General features: G+C 62.9%; 15 protein-coding genes. 5 read left to right on the forward strand and 10 right to left on the reverse strand.

Features of this window, described 5'->3' with window-relative positions; genetic code table 11:
- Positions 1-189 precede the first annotated feature (189 nt).
- Positions 190-1854: a sulfatase-like hydrolase/transferase gene (locus L6637_RS13930; RefSeq protein WP_237866564.1), complete on the forward strand. Its 1665-nt coding sequence runs from the start codon at positions 190-192 to the stop codon at positions 1852-1854.
- Between the two features lie 224 nt (positions 1855-2078).
- Here L6637_RS13930 and L6637_RS13935 read toward each other — a convergent pair whose 3' ends face one another.
- On the reverse strand, positions 2079-4028 hold the full coding sequence (locus L6637_RS13935; RefSeq protein ID WP_237866566.1) for a hybrid sensor histidine kinase/response regulator: 1950 nt from the start codon (positions 4026-4028) through the stop codon (positions 2079-2081).
- Positions 4029-4228: 200 nt separating this feature from the next.
- Here L6637_RS13935 and L6637_RS13940 point away from each other — a divergent pair, with 200 nt between their 5' ends.
- A complete protein-coding gene (locus tag L6637_RS13940) occupies positions 4229-4639 on the forward strand; it encodes a hypothetical protein (RefSeq protein ID WP_237866567.1) in 411 nt (136 codons plus the stop codon).
- Between the two features lie 46 nt (positions 4640-4685).
- Here L6637_RS13940 and L6637_RS13945 read toward each other — a convergent pair whose 3' ends face one another.
- From L6637_RS13945 to L6637_RS13960, 4 genes are all read right to left on the reverse strand, one after another.
- Positions 4686-5222 carry a DoxX family protein gene (locus L6637_RS13945; protein ID WP_237866568.1) on the reverse strand — a complete coding sequence of 179 codons (537 nt, stop codon included), beginning with the start codon at positions 5220-5222 and terminating at the stop codon, positions 4686-4688.
- A 113-nt stretch (positions 5223-5335) separates the two neighbouring features.
- Positions 5336-5971 (reverse strand): NrsF family protein, encoded by a 636-nt coding sequence (locus L6637_RS13950; RefSeq protein ID WP_237866569.1) that lies wholly within the window; start codon positions 5969-5971, stop codon positions 5336-5338.
- 34 nt (positions 5972-6005) lie between these two features.
- Positions 6006-7403 (reverse strand): ATP-binding protein, encoded by a 1398-nt coding sequence (locus L6637_RS13955; RefSeq protein WP_237866571.1) that lies wholly within the window; start codon positions 7401-7403, stop codon positions 6006-6008.
- A complete protein-coding gene (locus L6637_RS13960) occupies positions 7403-8065 on the reverse strand; it encodes a response regulator (protein WP_237870927.1) in 663 nt (220 codons plus the stop codon). The genes L6637_RS13955 and L6637_RS13960 overlap by 1 nt, the downstream gene beginning before the upstream one ends.
- Before the next feature lie 98 nt (positions 8066-8163).
- Here L6637_RS13960 and dsbD point away from each other — a divergent pair, with 98 nt between their 5' ends.
- The 3 genes from dsbD to L6637_RS13975 are packed head-to-tail and all read left to right on the forward strand — an operon-like array spanning position 8164 to position 11319.
- A complete protein-coding gene (gene dsbD, locus L6637_RS13965) occupies positions 8164-9969 on the forward strand; it encodes a protein-disulfide reductase DsbD (protein ID WP_237870929.1) in 1806 nt (601 codons plus the stop codon).
- A 24-nt stretch (positions 9970-9993) separates the two neighbouring features.
- Complete coding sequence (locus tag L6637_RS13970) at positions 9994-10638, forward strand: DsbA family protein (RefSeq protein WP_237866576.1); 645 nt, start codon at positions 9994-9996, stop codon at positions 10636-10638.
- Positions 10639-10665: 27 nt separating this feature from the next.
- The gene (locus tag L6637_RS13975) at positions 10666-11319 is read left to right on the forward strand and encodes a L,D-transpeptidase (protein WP_249802045.1); all 654 of its coding nucleotides are present in this window, start codon (positions 10666-10668) and stop codon (positions 11317-11319) included.
- 7 nt (positions 11320-11326) lie between these two features.
- Here L6637_RS13975 and L6637_RS13980 read toward each other — a convergent pair whose 3' ends face one another.
- The 5 genes from L6637_RS13980 to L6637_RS14000 form a co-directional block, all read right to left on the reverse strand.
- Positions 11327-11725, reverse strand: coding sequence for a VOC family protein (locus L6637_RS13980; RefSeq protein WP_237870933.1), 399 nt, complete (start codon positions 11723-11725; stop codon positions 11327-11329).
- Positions 11722-13053: an NAD(P)H-dependent oxidoreductase gene (locus tag L6637_RS13985; protein WP_237870935.1), complete on the reverse strand. Its 1332-nt coding sequence runs from the start codon at positions 13051-13053 to the stop codon at positions 11722-11724. Before L6637_RS13985 ends, L6637_RS13980 begins: the two co-directional genes overlap by 4 nt.
- 145 nt (positions 13054-13198) lie before the next feature.
- Positions 13199-13999 (reverse strand): phytanoyl-CoA dioxygenase family protein, encoded by an 801-nt coding sequence (locus tag L6637_RS13990; RefSeq protein ID WP_237866581.1) that lies wholly within the window; start codon positions 13997-13999, stop codon positions 13199-13201.
- Between the two features lie 144 nt (positions 14000-14143).
- On the reverse strand, positions 14144-14821 hold the full coding sequence (locus L6637_RS13995; protein ID WP_237870937.1) for a GntR family transcriptional regulator: 678 nt from the start codon (positions 14819-14821) through the stop codon (positions 14144-14146).
- Between the two features lie 154 nt (positions 14822-14975).
- Positions 14976-15833: a sigma-70 family RNA polymerase sigma factor gene (locus L6637_RS14000; RefSeq protein ID WP_237870939.1), complete on the reverse strand. Its 858-nt coding sequence runs from the start codon at positions 15831-15833 to the stop codon at positions 14976-14978.
- Between the last annotated feature and the right edge of the window lie 77 nt (positions 15834-15910).

A 15910-nucleotide genomic window follows, 5' to 3' on the forward strand; every position in this document is an offset into this window, starting at 1 on the left:
TTGTTGCGATAGGCCAACAGGGGTGAAGGTGTCACGCGAGGCGCTCTCGACCGCAGCCCGATCGTGCTTGGTCGGCCCCCCTGCCGCTCTATGTTGCGCTGCGAACGCCAAATCCATGGCCTTGCGGGTCTTCACTGTCGGTCCGTCCCCCAAATTGCATAATTCAAATGCTCGGGGCATCCTGATTCCATGACTTTGATTTTCATTCTCGTGGCAGTCATTGCCGCTGTTGCGCTGACGGAACGGAACGTTGAACATCTGCCGTTCGCGATCGCGGCGCTCCTGTTCAATGCTGCCCTGTTGCTGCTGCTTCTTGCCGATGTCGAGAGGGCGATCCTGCTGTCCGGCATGCTGGCGGTGGCAATCGCCGGCATATCCTCAGTCAAGTTCGACCACAGCGCACTCAAGCTGACCGTCTCTGATTTGCCCCTGGCGTTTGCGGGCACGGTCCCATTTTTTGTCTTGCAATACCCGCGCATGATGCTGGGCGTTCTGGCAGGAAGCGCGCTCTTCGCCTTCGCTTCGGGCGCGGTTCTGCTCTATGCGGCGGGGTCTCCCGTTCCCGCCACATTGCGGGTTCTCTTGTTCCTTCTGGCGCTCATCGGCTTTGCCAAGGCTTCCGCGTCAAAGGGCGTTGCGTCCTTGCGGCTTACTCTGACGCAAGGGCGGTGCTTCTACGCGACCTTCATGGCCTCGCTGGTCGACCCCGCTTGCTGGCGACAGTTCGGCGCGTTGGCGCTGAGCGATATCGCGAGCGAGCCACTGCCCTTGAGGGAGGCGGTGCCAGCGCGTTCCACCTGTTCGCCCGACATTATCGTGATCCAGCACGAGTCCGTCTTCGACCCGCGTATTTTCGGCCTGCCGGTCGAGTCGAGTGTGGAGGCTTTCCTGTCCCCGCCAGGTGCGGAATTTGGCCACCTGAACGTCGACATCTTTGGTGGAGGGTCGTGGCAAACCGAATTCAGCCTGCTGACCGGTCTTTCAAGCGCCAGCTTCGGTTCGAGCGCCTACTATCTCTTCAAGAAGGGCGCCGGCCGTTTTCATAGCAGCTTGCCGCGTTCCCTGGCGTCGCTCGGCTACAAGACGACACTGATATCCAGCTGCCGCCGCGGATTCCTCAGCTACGATAAATTCTACGGCTCGATCGGCATCGACGAGCGCATCTTCGTCGACGAACTTCCTCCGCCATTCGATACCAGGCGTTTCGAGGCAACAAATTCCGATGCAGTGTTTCTGGATGCGGTCGTCAATGCCTATGCCAAGAGGGTCGCTCACGACCAGACACCGAGATTCCTTTATGCGCTGACCAATTTCAATCACGGTCCGCACAGCAGGCAGCTGGTGCCCTCAGGTCGACTCGAGAAAGAACGCGCCTTTGCCAAGGCCAGCCTCCCCAATGCCGAATACGCCGAGTACTACACGCGACTGGCAGAGACCGCGTCGGCCTGGCAAGCCGCCAGAGCCAAGCTGGCAAGCAGCTTTCCTGACCGGCCTGTCCTCATCGTGCATTACGGGGATCATCAACCCGTGCTGACGAAGCAGATCGATCGACAGCTGAAACGACCGGGAGATGGGCGGAGAGCGTTTCGTACCTTCTACGCGATTGAAGCCCTCAATATCCCGCACTTCAGCCCCGGACGAGGCGCCGACCTCGATATCGCCTTCCTTGGCACTGTCGCCCTGCAACGGGCCGGCATTGCGCTCGATCCGATATTTGCCACCCGCGCGAGCTTGCTGGATGACTGCCGGGAAGCTTACTTCGCATCAGCCTCCGAACGGAAACGTCGTTTCCATCGCACGCTTGTGGATCTGGGGCTCATAGACCTGGGGCCGAGCGCCCGGCAAGCTCGTTAAGCTTGCCGCGCTTTCTCCGTTCCCTCCCCCCTTGTGGGGGAGGGTCAGGGAGGGGGGTGCCACACGGGGACGCCATCCGTGGCGCCCCCACACACACGACACATCTTCAACAACCGGCACCTTTTCCTGGGCTACTCCTCTCCCTAGCCCTTCCCCACAAGGGGGGAGGGAATGCACCTTCGTCGGCGCGCCAGTCGAATCTCATCCATCAGACTTTTGTGTTTTCACCTTCGATCCAGAAGCTCGCGAATCTTCAGCGCCAGCCTTGCCTGAGTGACGGGCTTTTCCAGCAGATCGACCCCCTCGTCGAGGCGCCCCTGGTGAACGACTGCGTTGCGCGAGTAACCGGTCATGTAGAGAATCTTCAGCTTGGGCCTGACCTGCTGCGCGCGCCGTCCCAGCTCACGACCATTGATGCCGGGCATGACGACATCGGTCAGAAGCAGATCCAGGTGCTGATCCTCCTGCAATAAAATGGTCATGGCGGCCTGCGCGCTGCCGGCAGCCAGGACCCGATAGTTGAGATCGCGCAGGACGTCCGAAACGTAGGTCCTGAGATCGACATCGTCTTCGACGACGAGAATGGTTTCTACAGCGGCGCCTTCCGCTACGAACTCGTCCGCATCCTCGGAGCTGGGCTGCGCACTGCCCGCGTGACGCGGGAAGTACATCTTGATGCTCGTGCCTTCCCCGACCTCGCTGTAGATCTTCACATGTCCGCCGGACTGTTTGACGAAGCCGTAGACCTGGCTCAGGCCAAGACCGGTCCCCTGTCCAGGCTCCTTGGTCGTGAAAAACGGCTCGAACGCGTGATTGAGGACCTCCGGCGTCATGCCGCTGCCGGTATCGCTGACGCTGATGACGACATATTGGCCGGCTGCGAGCTCCGGGTTCGCACGCGAATAGTCTTCGTCAGCGGAGACATTGGCCGCCTCGATGGTCAGCTTCCCGCCGTCAGGCATCGCATCACGGGCATTGATCGCAAGGTTGACGATGGTCGATTCCAGATGGTTCACGTCCGCCTCGATCTGCCAGAGGCCGGCGCCGCCGACCGTCTGCACTTCGATGCGCTCACCCAATGTGCGCTGAAGGAACTCCTGGAGCCCACTCAGGAAGCCGTTGAGGTTGATCGGCTTTGGGTCGAGCGCCTGACGGCGCGAGAAGGCGAGCAACCGAGATGTCAGCGCCGCGGCACGTTGCGCGCCGCGCTTCGCGTTTGCAAGCGCGCGATGGAGGTTCGGTCCTCCGACATTGCGGCTGTTGCGTTCTGCATTCTCGAGATTTCCCAGCACGATCATCAGGAGATTGTTGAAGTCATGAGCGATGCCGCCGCTGAGCTGTCCGACCGCTTCGAGCTTCTGGGATGCAACCAGTTGCTCCTGGACCCGCTGAAGCTCGTCCTGGGCCTGCTTCCGCTCGGTGAGATCGCGCGTGACCTTCGCAAAGCCGATGATCGTGCCGCTTTCGTCGGTAATCCTGTCGATGACGACAGAGGCCCAGAAGCGCGTGCCGTCCTTGCGCAACCGCCAGCCCTCGGATTCGAACCGCCCTTTTTCGGCGGCCTCCCTCAGCGCCAATTTCGGCACGCCCTTTTCAAGATCCTCTGGCGTGTAGAAGGTGCTGAAATGTCGGCCGATGATCTCCTCCGGCCGATACCCCTTGATGCGCTCGGCGCCGGGGTTCCAGGTCGCGACATTGCCGGAAGGATCGAGTTGAAAAATGGCGTAGTCGACGACGGCTTCAACGAGGCGGCGATATCGTCGCTCGCTTTCCAGGAGGTCGTTATGGGCCTGTTGCCGCTCGGTGATGTCTCTCGTCACCTTCGCGAACCCGACGAGACCGCCTTCCTCGTCACGGATGGCGTCGAGAACGACGAGCGCCCAGAACCGGCTGCCATCCTTTCTGACGCGCCAGCCTTCGGACGCAAAGCGTCCTGTCTCCGACGCGGTGGCCAGCGCCTTGGCGGGTAGGCCCTTCTGCCGATCTTCAGGCGTGTAAAAGGTCGAAAAAGGCTTTCCGATGATCTCGTCGGCCACGTAACCCTTGAGCCGTTCAGCGCCCTTGTTCCAGGTCCTGATCAAGCCGTTGGTATCGAGCATGAAGATGGCGTAATCGACGATCCCGTTAATGAGCAACTCAAGGCTTCGGGGATCCGCGGCGGCGGTTGTTTTCATTCAACGAGGACTCTGGAGGCGGAATGGAGATAATTCGCCACCACTTGACAGGTTCCCGCGGAATAGTGATCCCGCCGGTTCCAGGGAAGCGTGTCCTCATGGCTTAAGCTTCGGCCGCCGCCAACCAAAAGGGCAGCTCATTCAGCGGGTGCGGACTGATCCAAAGCCGGGCGAGCGTCGTATAGCAGACGGAGGCCCGAATGGAGCGCGACAACGTCCTGCAATTCCCCTGTCCCGATCACGGTCTGTCATCAGATGAGTTCGTCTCCGAGCTCACAAGGCTCTGTGATGAGCTGGCATCGGAATTCCCGGGTGGGAACGAATTTGGCGCGTTTGACGAGCAGCTGATGCGCATCGAGAAATCGAGCATCCTGCTGGCAAGCATCAGTCAGCTGGTGTCACGGGGTGGCGACCGCCTGCGGGCAGCTGAGTCATTCGAGCGGATCATGCGTTCAGTAGCCGAGCTTCGCTCCGAAATCGAGGGATATGGATCGCTCGAAGAGCCCGTTTGTAAGCTCACTCGAGGTCCGGCGGATCAGCCGCATCCGACCATCAGTCAGTTTGATTCGATCAAATCCGAATCCCAAGAGACTCTCTCATTCACCTCTTGACAGTCACGCTGACCTCTCCTCCGACGTCAGGTTTGAACCAAGAACGCTACAGCTCCGAAAGATGGGTACGAAGCCGGCCTGTGAGACCGTCCTTTGCGTCCGACCTCACGCGATCTCTGCCAGCGCGACGGATAAGCCATCCATCCAATGAAATTGGTCCCGCGCCACCGATCGCAAGGCTGATCAGACCGGCAAGATAGAGAAGGATGTGCTCGTAACCCACCGGGCCGAACTTCACTCCGTCCGGAGAAATACCCGCGAGCTTGACGGAGAAGAAGCCGTAATGGAGATGGACCGTGAAGAGCGCAGCCAGCAACACGACCGACAACGGCACGCTCGCCGCTGCGACGAACGCGCCGCACAGCACGCAGAGGCCTCCAATCAGTTCGGTTACCGTGGTAGCCCAGGCAAAGAACAGCGGAAGAGGCACATTAAGGGCGTGCAGGAAGGCCGCGAAGCTCTCGGGGCCGCGGCTCAGCTTCGCCCACCCATGGATGATGAAGCCATAGCCCACGATGAGGCGAAGCGGCCATGCGCTCCAGCCCGAAAGATTGCCGGCCAGTTTCGTCCAGCCGGCGATCAAGAAGCGTTGGCGGTCCGATGACAATGCACTCACGAGGTCCATCCTGATTCTTGTGCTTGAGTGCGCACCGATCGCTCTACAGGCTTAAGCGGATCTTAAGGGCAGGTCCTCCGTCACCAGGTCAGGAAGCGCCGGCCGCCGTAATAGCCGCCCGCCGCGGTCGTCGACATCGCGATCGGATACCACGTGATCACGAATAGCGGACTGTCATCGAAGCAGTTGAGCGCATAGAACGTGGCAGCGATCGCGCCCGCGGCGAGACCCGCCACTGCGCCGGTCAATCCCGGATCGCACGAGGCTCCGCTACGCAGCAGGATGAGGAAACATGTCAGCGGAGCCAGAGCCAGAACCGGAATCAGCGTCATGCAGTTCACCGAGTTCGAACCGACCAGGCGAACCATCCACAGCGAGGGGGGCACGAGATCGAGCTCGAACGCCGTCGCCGCAAGCAACAGGCAAAGCGGCACCATGAGTACTTCGAACCGGCATCGGCGCCACATTGCAGGCGCGGCCAACCGGTAGGCCAGCGTCGTAGCTGGCACGGCAAGTGCAAGTGTAACCACGAATTTGAACAGAAACCGCCAGGTCTCGGCCGCGGCCGCAATGTCCGGCCTGGGACCGATCGCTGCAAAGAAAACTACAGCGTCGAAGGCGACCCCCGAGGCGGTGGCGTAGACGAAGGAGCGAAGAAAGGAGCGCCGCGGGCCGATGTCGGCCACCAGTGCGTTGATGAGTTGCTCCGTTTTCATCGCCCTGTGCTCCTGCGATGTGCAAGCTCCGGTCTCACGACGTCTTGGTCACAAAGCGGAGGACCGCGCTGGATCGCCGAGTCCGGACGGGGGCCTTGTCCGAAGGCAACGGCCACACGATCTCGGCGCGCAGTCCGCTGCGGTCGCCGCGGTTGACGAGATTAAGTCGGGCCCCGTTGGCTCGCAGAGCCAGCTCGACGATTGACAGCCCCAGCCCACTGCCGCTGGGGCGCTTCAGACGGCCGCGGAAGAAGCGACGTGTGACGAGTTTCAGTTCGTCCGGCGGGATCCCGGGACCTTCGTCCTCGACGGCGATCACGAGCGCGTCGGCATCGCTGTTGACGCGCCAGCGCACCAGGCCGGAGTCAAAAGTGTGTTCAACAGCATTCTCATGCAGATTGCGTAGTGCTACCGCGAGCAGTGCCGCGTTTGCCGTTACCGTCGTCCTGCTTAATGCCGGCTCGATCTCCACGCGGATGCGGTCATGGCCCCGGGCGGCGTCAACGATCTCGTCGATGGCGGCTCCGAGATTGACGGCGGCGTCTGGTCGTGCGTCGTGGCGGGCATCGAGATCCGCCATTGCCAGCAATTGCCGAACGAGCCGCGTGGTGCGGTCGACCGCAATGAGGATCTGCCGCAGCGCCCGCTCGCGCGCCGGCGGATCGCTGGCGCTGATCGCGACTTGCGCCTGGGTCCGCAGGCCTGCAAGCGGCGTGCGAAGCTCGTGGGCTGCAAACGCCGTAATCTCGCGCTCATGTTGCCGCGCGCTTTCGACCTTCTCGAAGAGCGCGTTGAGGGCGGCCGTCATCGGCAGGATCTCGGGCGGGGCCCGATCCGCCTGCACCGGGCTCATGTCATCCGCGCCGCGGGTCTGAAGTTCGCGCGCAAGCGTGCGTAGCGGCCGCAAGCCGCTGGAGAGGCTAGACCAGATCAGGAAACCGAGCAGTGGAACGATCAGCAGCGTCGGAGTAAGAAGCCCCTTGATGATGCCAGCGACCAGATGCTCGCGAATGCCGAGGCGATCGCCGACCAGCACGCGGATGCCCTTGTCGGCATCCTCGACGGTGAAGACGCGCCAGCTCTCGCCGTCGATGTCGCGTTGGGAGAAGCCGCTTTCGGTATCGCTGAGTCTGGCGCGCGGTGCCCCACTCGACCGCGCGACCAGACGGCCGTCGAGCGACCATATCTGGCAGGAAAGCTGGCGCTCGTAGATCGGTATTCCGTCAAGCGCGTCGTGGCTTGCCTCAGGGGTCGCGACGCCCTTGGTTGGCACGAGCGAAGCCACCATGCGCGCGGCTTCCTGGAGCCGGGCGTCGAGCACACTTTCAACCTCATGCTTTGTGCCGACATAGATCCATCCGATGGCGAACAGCCAGATCACGCCTGTAGCCGCCACCAGGATCAGGAAGAGTCTCGTCCGCAGCGACATCATTATGCGCCCACCCGGATGCGGTAACCGATTCCGCGCACGGTCTCGATCGCGTGTCGTCCGAGCTTGGCGCGGAGCTTGTGGATGTGGACCTCCACAGTATTGCTCTCGATCTCCTCTTGCCAGCCGTAGAGGCTGGCCTCCAGCGCGTCCTTGGAACGCAGCACGCCTGGCCGCTCCATCAGCGCCTGCAGCACGGCGAATTCGCGCCGCGACAAGCTGACCCTCTCGCCATTCGCGGCCGCCGACATGGTGGCAGGATCAAGCACGATGCCGTTGCAGGACAGCAGCGGCGAAGCCCGCCCATTTTGACGCCGAGCGATGGCGCGCAGCCGCGCGCCGAGTTCATCCAGGTCGAACGGCTTGCCGAGATAGTCGTCTGCACCCGCATCGAGGCCCTTGACGCGATCGGCGATTTCGTCGAGCGCGGTCAACAGCAGCACCGGCGTGCGGTCGCCGGCCGCCCGCAGGTCGGCGAGCAGATCGAGCCCAGACCCGTCCGGGAGCATAAGGTCGAGAACGAGAGCATCGAATTCGCTGCTTGCCAGCGCGGCACGTCCGTCCGCGCAGCTCTCCACAACGTCGAGCGTAGCGCCGAACATGCCGAGCCCGGTCCGCAAACCATCTGACAGGACAGGATCGTCTTCGACGACGAGAATACGCATGGCTTTGTCCTCTGCCGTCAAGCCCGTCGCCCTTCAGCCTTAAGGCTGGCTTAAGGTGAGCTCGCCAGATCGACGTTCGCAATCAGGCGAGGCTTTCCATGTCTTACGTGCGGACGATCTGGTTTGTTACCTTTCTCCTTCAGGCCTTTTGGCTCGGCGCGGCCGCGGCGGGACCGAAGCCACCCGACGAGGCCTTCAGATTCGACGTCACACAAGGTGAAGAGGAAGGTGTCGAGCTCTTCTGGTCGATTGAACCGGGGTACTATCTTTATCGTGACCGGATCGCGGCAAGCCTCGGTGGCGAGGCGCTCAAGGTCGTGACCACACGGGGCGAGACCAAGGACGATCCAACCTTCGGACCGACCGAGGTCTACCACCACCAAGCGACCGCTCTTATCAACGCGCTGCCGGAAACTGGCGAGCTTCACGTCACCTATCAGGGCTGCGGCGAGAATACGATCTGCTATCCGCCGATCACGAAGGTCATCGACCTCGCAACGTTGATCGTTCGCGATGCCGACGATAGAAAGGAGGAGATGCGTTCGCTGTCCGCGTCGGCGGCCGAGGATCCGGCGCCTACGGTTCCTGGTGACGTTTCGCCTGCCAGTGCGACCACACCTGATCTGGGCGGCAACCTCCTTCCGACCTTGCTCGCCTTTCTCGGTTTCGGAGTGCTGCTCGCCTTCACGCCGTGCGTTCTTCCCATGGTGCCGATTCTGTCGGGCATGCTGACGCGCTCTGCTGAGAAGCTATCGCCGGCGCAGGGCTTTCTGCTGTCCGCATCCTACGTGCTCGCGATGGCAAGCGCCTATGGCGTGCTCGGAGTTTTCGCCGCCTGGTTCGGTGGCAACCTTCAGGCGATCTTGCAGACTCCGGGCGCCGTCGCCCTGATGAGTCTAATGTTCGTGATGTTGGCTCTCTCGATGTTCGGATTCTATGAGCTGCAGGGACCGCATGCGTGGAGCGCGCGGCTGACGCTCGGGGCGGGCCGCCCAGGATCGATCGGCGGGGCAGCGCTGCTCGGTTTCACCTCCGCTCTCATCGTCGGTCCTTGCGTTACGCCGCCGCTGGCGGTGGCCTTGGTCTATATTGCGCAGACCGGAAAAGCGATGCGCGGCTCGGCGGCACTGTTCTCGCTCGGTCTAGGCATGGGCCTGCCGTTGCTGGTGGTTGGGGCCTTCGGAGCGACAGCTCTGCCCAAGTCCGGGCCGTGGCTGGTTCGTGTCAAGCAAGCGTTCGGCATCGTCTTCATCGGCGTCGCAATCTGGATGATGTCACGGATCTTGCCACTGCCCTTGATCGCAATCGCGTGGGGAGCGTTTTTCGTCGGGATCGCATTTTGGCTCGGGTGGCCGCAACCGGACGGCGCCCGATCCACGCCGCACTGGGGACGTGTGGCGTCCGCAATGGCAGCCGGTACGCTCGCGATCTATGGTGGGCTTGTGACCATTGGAGGCATCACCGGATGGTACGCGCCTCTGCAGCCATTCGCATGGGCGGGTGTGACCCTGCCCATCTCCGCATCTGGCCTCGAATCCGACGGCTTTCAAACGATAACCAATGAGCATGATCTCGACACGGCCATCGCCACCGCCAGTGTGGAGGGGCGCCCCGTCCTGATCGATTTTTCGGCCGAGTGGTGCACTGAGTGCCGGTTGATGGAGCGTACCGTCTTCGCGGATGAGGCGGTGCGCCAGCGGCTGAGGACGCTGCGTCTGATCCGGGCCGACATGACACGGTACAACCTCGCGAGCAGGAGGCTCATGGAGCGGTTCGAGGTGGTTGGCCCTCCAACGCTGGTCTTTCTCAACGCCACAGGCCGGGAAGTCGACGGCACCAGAACGATCGGCGCGACCGCCGTGCGCGACCTCCTGGACAAGATCTCCGTAGCCGAACGCGGTTAACGCAAGCATCTCCTGGAGCAACACATGAGTAAAGCAGTTTCCCGCTCGACCTTCCTCCGCCTTGCCGGAACCGCCGCGCTATTGCTCACCAAGACCTTCGCGCGCAGCGCTGAAAACGAAATCACAAGCGAGATGATCCTTGCTGATCCCGAAGCGCCGACAGCGGGCAATCCTGAAGGCGATATCACGATCGTGGACTTCTTCGACTATAATTGTCCGTTCTGTAAGGATGCCGCCGTTCATCTCGAGCGTCTCGTGAAGGCGGACGGAAAGATAAAACTCGTCTACAAGGACTGGCCGGTGCTGGCCCCAAGCTCGATCGTCGGCGCTAAGCTCGCGCTTGGAGCAAGATACCAGGATAAATATCTCGCTGCGCATCACGCCCTGATGAGTGTCCCCGGCTACGGAATTCCGCAGCAGCAGATGATCGACGCAGTGCGTAACTCCGGCGTCGACATGAACCGCCTCAATGCCGACATCAAGGCAAACGACGCGGCTATCACCGGTCTGCTCAAGCGAAACCTGGCGATTGCCGACGCGGTCGGCTTCCAGGGAACGCCGGGCTTCCTCGTCGGCCCCTACAAGGTCAATCAGGCGCTCACATACGACGGTTTCCAGCACGTCGTGGCCGACGCCCGCGCCAGGCAAGCCGGTCAGAAGGCCGATTGACGCAACTAAACTCGAGAACTCCAACTTATGCTCGCAAATTTTCAGAGAATCGCCAGGACACTCTTCGTGGCGATCGCACTTCCCTTGACCGCGGCAGGATGCGTTACAACCGATGCGCCCCGCCTTGCCGAACGCGATTCGGCCGGCGCAGGACATTATGCGGCGATACCCTCGGAGAAGTTCACCGTCGATGCGATCGACGTGTCGTCGGTCGACCCGCGCTTTCTGCGCCAAGTCGTCGATTACCGTACGACGGAGCCCCCTGGAACGATCGTAGTCGATCCGCATAATCGCTTTCTGTACCTCGTCAAAGAAGGCGGCAGGGCCGTTCGCTACGGAGTCGGGGTTGGTCGCGCCGGCCTCGAATTCACGGGCACGGCGAACATCCAGCTCAAGCGGGAATGGCCGCACTGGACCCCGACCGAGGCGATGATCGCGCGTGAGCCGAAGCGCTATGCCAGATGGGCGGGCGGCATGGACGGCGGAGAGAGTAATCCGCTCGGCGCGCGAGCGCTCTATCTGTTCAGGGGCGGACAAGACACCCGCTATCGCATCCACGGCACGACCGAGCCGGAATCGATTGGAAAGGCGGTCTCGTCCGGATGCATCCGCATGATGAATCAGGACATCATTGATCTCTACGGGCAGGTGCCTCTGCACACGAAAGTCGTGGTGCTCTAGGAGCTTGTCATTCGTCAGGCCAGTTGGAATTTTGCAGGACTACGCGATATCCATCGCAGTCTTCGAACGTGACGCCATGTGTTTCCCAGAAGGGATTGAAAGGCTGAACCGGACAATAGCCGCGATTCTGCATGCGCGAGATAGCCGCTTCCCACTCCGATCTCAGGGGAAAATAGAAGACGAGGAGGTTCTCTTTGCTCGGTGCCCTGCCCGCATCGTGGCCGTGTGCCCGGGTAAACTCAAGATGGTAGGATTCTCCGGGGCGCCCCAGCATGACGCCGTCGAAACCCTCGTGTTGTTCAAAGCGATAAAGCTCGCTGAGTCCAAGCCCGACCTTGTAGAACGCGATGACTGCGTCGAGATCGTTGGTGGGACGCGCGATACGAAGCAAAGTCTGGGCTTTCATGCGATTTGCTTTCCTGGGCTGAGCTTAACGAACGCCGCCTCCATCGCCTTGCGCGTCTTGATCGTCTCGCTGTTCGCGTCGAACTCGACGTCGCTCCAGCGCACGATCTCGCCATGGGCGACGTCGTGCTTCAGCTTGAGCCGATGGGCGAGGCCGATCGGCAGGGCACCGGCCTTCAGGCTCGTGGCTGCCGGCACCAGCTTGCCCCATACGGTGTAGCCGCCTTCGCCGTCGAGCATTTCGCCGGCGCGCAAGTTGCGCTTGGCGACCGCCGCGACGTCGCCGCGGAAGCCGTATGGCTGGCCGGTCGGCTCGCCTCGTAGCGCAGCCGACAGCACCGAGATGTTCAGCTCGAGCCCGATCAGATGATAGGGCTTGTACATCGCGGCAAAGCGCCCGCTGGCGTCGGTCTTCAGGCCATACTGCCTGAAGCAGTCGGCGGCGTAGTCGTTCGGCGCCTCCAGCACGACATAGACGCCCCAGCGCAAATCGCGAAACACCGGCCGGCCGTCGCGTTCCAGCGAAGAGACGACCTCGACGACGCCCGACCGCTCCAGCACGCCGCCGCGCGACCGCGGCCGCATGATGTGCGGCAGATCGTCGACACCGCAGGGCGGAAACAGAAGTCCCTCCGAGGGCACGTCGAGGGCGCAAGCATTTGCGATCGCGGCCATCTCGATGGCCGATTTGGTCCCGTCGAGGAAGGAGTTGAACATCTGCGGGTTCATGCCGGCCGACTGCGCTTCGCCGGCGGTGAGACCATAATGCTGCCAGACGCCGTCAGGCGTCACGTCGTGATAGGCAGGCAGATATTTCGTTCCTTTGCCGGCGGCGACGACGCGAAAACCTGTGGCGCGCGCCCAGTCGACCATCTCGGCGGTCAGCGCCGGCTGGTCACCATAGGCGAGCGAATAGACCACGCCTGCCTTGCGCGCTTCCTCGGCCAGCAGCGGGCCTGCCAGTACCTCCGCCTCCACGTTCACCATCACGATGTGCTTGCCCGCCGCGATTGCCGCGCGCGCGTGACGGATTCCGACGGCGGGATTGCCGGTCGCCTCCACCACCACATCCATCGCCCCGCCGGCGATGGCGCGTGCGCCGTCATCGGTGAAGACGGTTTTGGCGATGCGCTCGGCGTCCCAGCCGACGGTGCGGCAGGCCTCGCGCGCGCGGTCGCGGTCGATGTCGACGATGATAGGCACTTCGAGCCCCGGCGTGTGTGGCACCTGCGCGAGGAACATCGAGCCAAATTTGCCGGCGCCGATCAGCGCGACACGGACAGGTTTTCCGGCGGACGCGCGGGCCTGGAGGAGGCGGAAGAGGTTCATGTTGGAAATCCGTAGGTGCAACAATCAAAGGTCGTCGTCATTCCGGGGCGCGCGAAGCGCGAGCCCGGAATCCATCCATCCACAGTCTCTGCGGCCCAATTGATTCCGGGTTCGCGCCCAAGGGGGCGCGCCCCGGAATGACAGATCACTCCGCCGCCTGCCGCGGCGCTCTTGCAAGCCGTACCAGCGCGTCATCAGCCACCGTCTTGATCGGCGTGAAATCGCGGTGCGCGATATACTCCGGCCGCGTCGGGGTGCGGATGTAGTTCGAGACCGCGTTCAGCGTCAGGTACACGATCTTGCGCGGATACGGCGTGATGTTGCCGCTCGAGCCATGCACGAGATTGCCGTGGAACATCAGCATGCCGCCGGGCTTGCCGGTCGGCGCGACGATGCCGCCCTGCTTGACGAGGCGCGTCACCGTGTCCTCGTCCAGCGTCCACAGCGGATAGGAGGTGGTGGCGAGGTCATGGGAGGCTTCGAGATCGCCGGCGTCCTGGCTGCGCGGCACCAGCATCAAGGGACCATTGATCGGCATCACCTCGTCGAGGAAGATCGCGATGTTCATCGCGCGGGGTTCCGGCATGCCGTCGTCGCGCTTCCAGGTGCCATAATCCTGATGCCACTGCCAGACGTCGCCGGTGAAGGCCGATTTCGCGTTGATCTTGAACTGGTGCATGTAGACAGGCTCGCCGAAAACCTGCTCGACCGGCTCGATCATGCGCGGATGCGCGCCGAGAATACGGAAGGCCTCGTTGTAGAGATGCGCGGCAAAGGCCGTGCGCGGCGCGCCGCTCTTCTCGCGCCAGACCTCCGGCCGGTTGGTATCATAAATGCCGACCGCCTCGCGCGCGAGGAGATCGACCTCCTCCTGGGTAAACAGTTCGGGCAGGAACAGCCAGCCCTCGCGTTGGAAGAACTCCAATTGCTCCTGGGACAGTTTCATGGGTCGTCCTCCTGTATTGTTCTTGTTGTCATTCCGGGGCGCGCGAAGCGCGAGCCCGGAATCCATTCATCCTCAGTCTCTGCCGTCCGATGGATTCCGGGCTCGGTCCTGCGGACCGCCCCGGAATGACGGCGCGTGTTGCAGCTACGCCGCCACCTCGTCCGTCGCCCTCAATCTCTCCTCAGTCATCCGTCCCGCCGTCTGCGCGTGGGCCAGCGCCGCGCGCTCGGCCGCGTCAGCGTCGCCTGAGAGAATGTGCTTGGCGATATCGGCGTGTTCCGCCCAGGCGCTGCCGCGATAGTCGAGCTCGGACAGCACGGTTGCCATCGAGCGGCGCATATGCGGCCATTGCGGCGTGATCGTTTCCTCGATCACGGGATTGCCTGCGAGCTGATAGATGGCGCGGTGGAATTCGACATCGAGCGCGATCAGATCCGTGAGCGCGGTCTTGCGATCGATGCGGCGTCCGGCGGCGAGCGCCGCCTCAAGCCGCGCGCGACCGGCGGCATCAGTTGCGGCACGCTGGGCTGCAAGCCGGGCCGCGAGCGCGTCGACGGCGCCGCGCACCTCGTAGAGCTGGCGGATCCGCGCGGGATTGAGCTGGGTGACCTCAAAGCCGCGTTTGCCGCTTTCGGCGACGAGGCCTTGTCGATGCAACAGATGCAGCGCGTGCGACACCGGCTGGCGCGAGACGCCGAGCTTGTCGGCGAGCTCGTTCTGGCGGATGCGCTGGCCGGGCTGAAGCGTGCGATCGGAGATCGCCTCCAGGATCCGGGCATAGACCTGGTCGATCAGGTTCGGGAGCGGGTCGAGAGGAATCACGCCGGCGGGCTCCAAGAAGGGAATACGGAATTCCGTATGCGAAGATATCGCCAGAGGGCGAGCCCGTCAATATTGTCGTTTTTGGTCGCGTAAGCCTTTGATTCTATTAGAGCGGTCTACTGTGCATGGGGTTGTTTCGGTGGGTAGGGCCGCCTCAGATCTCCAGCACCTCCACATCCAGCGCGGCAACCCGCTCTGCATCGGCCATGGCCTCAATCCCGGCGATGCGGTCCCCGTTGAAGGTAAGGCGCAGCGCGATGCGCAGATGTCCGCCGAGGATGACAGCGACCCCGATCGCGCCATCGACCAGCGCGGTGCGCGCCGCCTGGGCGCGACCCTTGTAGAGTTGCGCAATCGCCACCGCGCCGCGGACCTCCGGCGGCGAGCCCAGCCGCACCACGGCGTCGTCGGCGCGCAACACGACATCGGGGTCGAGCACCGCCAGCAATCCTTCGAAATCGCCTTCGCGCGAGGCCTTGAGAAAAGCATCGACGATCGTGCGCTGATGCGACAGGTCAGCCTCCGGCACCGGTACGCCCTGCACGCGTCGCCGCGCGCGGCTTGCCAATTGCCTGGAGGCATCGACCGAGCGCCCGACGATCGGCGCGATCTCCTCGAAGGGCACTGCGAACATGTCATGCAGCACGAAGGCGAGCCGCTCCGCCGGCTGCAAGGTCTCCAGCACGACCAGCAGCGCCGCGCCGACGGAATCGGCCATCTCCGCCTCCCGCTCCCGCGTCTCGTCGACCGGCTCGGGTACATGCGGGCCCATCGGATCCTCCTTGCGCGACTTGCGCGCGCGCAGCATGTCGAGGCAGATGCGGGCGACCACGGTGGTCAGCCAGCCTCTCAGGTTCGCGACGTCGGACGTGTCGCTGCGGCTCAGCCGCAGCCACGCCTCCTGCACGGCATCGTCGACCTCGCCGCGCGAGCCCAGCATCCGGTAGGCGACGGCGCGCAGATGGTCGCGGTTGGCCTCGAACTGCAGGGTCAGAAAATTTTCTTCGGTCATCGGTCACAGTCCCTCGTCGCGATCCGTCATGCCCAAGACGAAGCCAATCCGGCAGATGTGACCGGAACCTTCGAAAT

Origin of the sequence: Bradyrhizobium zhengyangense, assembly GCF_022012435.1 — a bacterium.
Taxonomy (GTDB): domain Bacteria; phylum Pseudomonadota; class Alphaproteobacteria; order Rhizobiales; family Xanthobacteraceae; genus Bradyrhizobium; species Bradyrhizobium zhengyangense.

What these genes read in the sequence shown, in the direction of transcription:
- L6637_RS13950 (WP_237866569.1), bottom strand. Translation starts at nt 5,971, where the DNA reads ATGAAAACGGAGCAACTCATCAACGCACTGGTGGCCGACATCGGCCCG.
- L6637_RS13930 (WP_237866564.1), top strand. Translation starts at nt 190, where the DNA reads ATGACTTTGATTTTCATTCTCGTGGCAGTCATTGCCGCTGTTGCGCTG.
- L6637_RS13935 (WP_237866566.1), bottom strand. Translation starts at nt 4,028, where the DNA reads ATGAAAACAACCGCCGCCGCGGATCCCCGAAGCCTTGAGTTGCTCATT.
- L6637_RS13960 (WP_237870927.1), bottom strand. Translation starts at nt 8,065, where the DNA reads ATGCGTATTCTCGTCGTCGAAGACGATCCTGTCCTGTCAGATGGTTTG.
- dsbD (WP_237870929.1), top strand. Translation starts at nt 8,164, where the DNA reads ATGTCTTACGTGCGGACGATCTGGTTTGTTACCTTTCTCCTTCAGGCC.
- L6637_RS13970 (WP_237866576.1), top strand. Translation starts at nt 9,994, where the DNA reads ATGAGTAAAGCAGTTTCCCGCTCGACCTTCCTCCGCCTTGCCGGAACC.
- L6637_RS13990 (WP_237866581.1), bottom strand. Translation starts at nt 13,999, where the DNA reads ATGAAACTGTCCCAGGAGCAATTGGAGTTCTTCCAACGCGAGGGCTGG.
- L6637_RS13985 (WP_237870935.1), bottom strand. Translation starts at nt 13,053, where the DNA reads ATGAACCTCTTCCGCCTCCTCCAGGCCCGCGCGTCCGCCGGAAAACCT.
- L6637_RS14000 (WP_237870939.1), bottom strand. Translation starts at nt 15,833, where the DNA reads ATGACCGAAGAAAATTTTCTGACCCTGCAGTTCGAGGCCAACCGCGAC.
- L6637_RS13955 (WP_237866571.1), bottom strand. Translation starts at nt 7,403, where the DNA reads ATGATGTCGCTGCGGACGAGACTCTTCCTGATCCTGGTGGCGGCTACA.
- L6637_RS13975 (WP_249802045.1), top strand. Translation starts at nt 10,666, where the DNA reads ATGCTCGCAAATTTTCAGAGAATCGCCAGGACACTCTTCGTGGCGATC.
- L6637_RS13940 (WP_237866567.1), top strand. Translation starts at nt 4,229, where the DNA reads ATGGAGCGCGACAACGTCCTGCAATTCCCCTGTCCCGATCACGGTCTG.
- L6637_RS13980 (WP_237870933.1), bottom strand. Translation starts at nt 11,725, where the DNA reads ATGAAAGCCCAGACTTTGCTTCGTATCGCGCGTCCCACCAACGATCTC.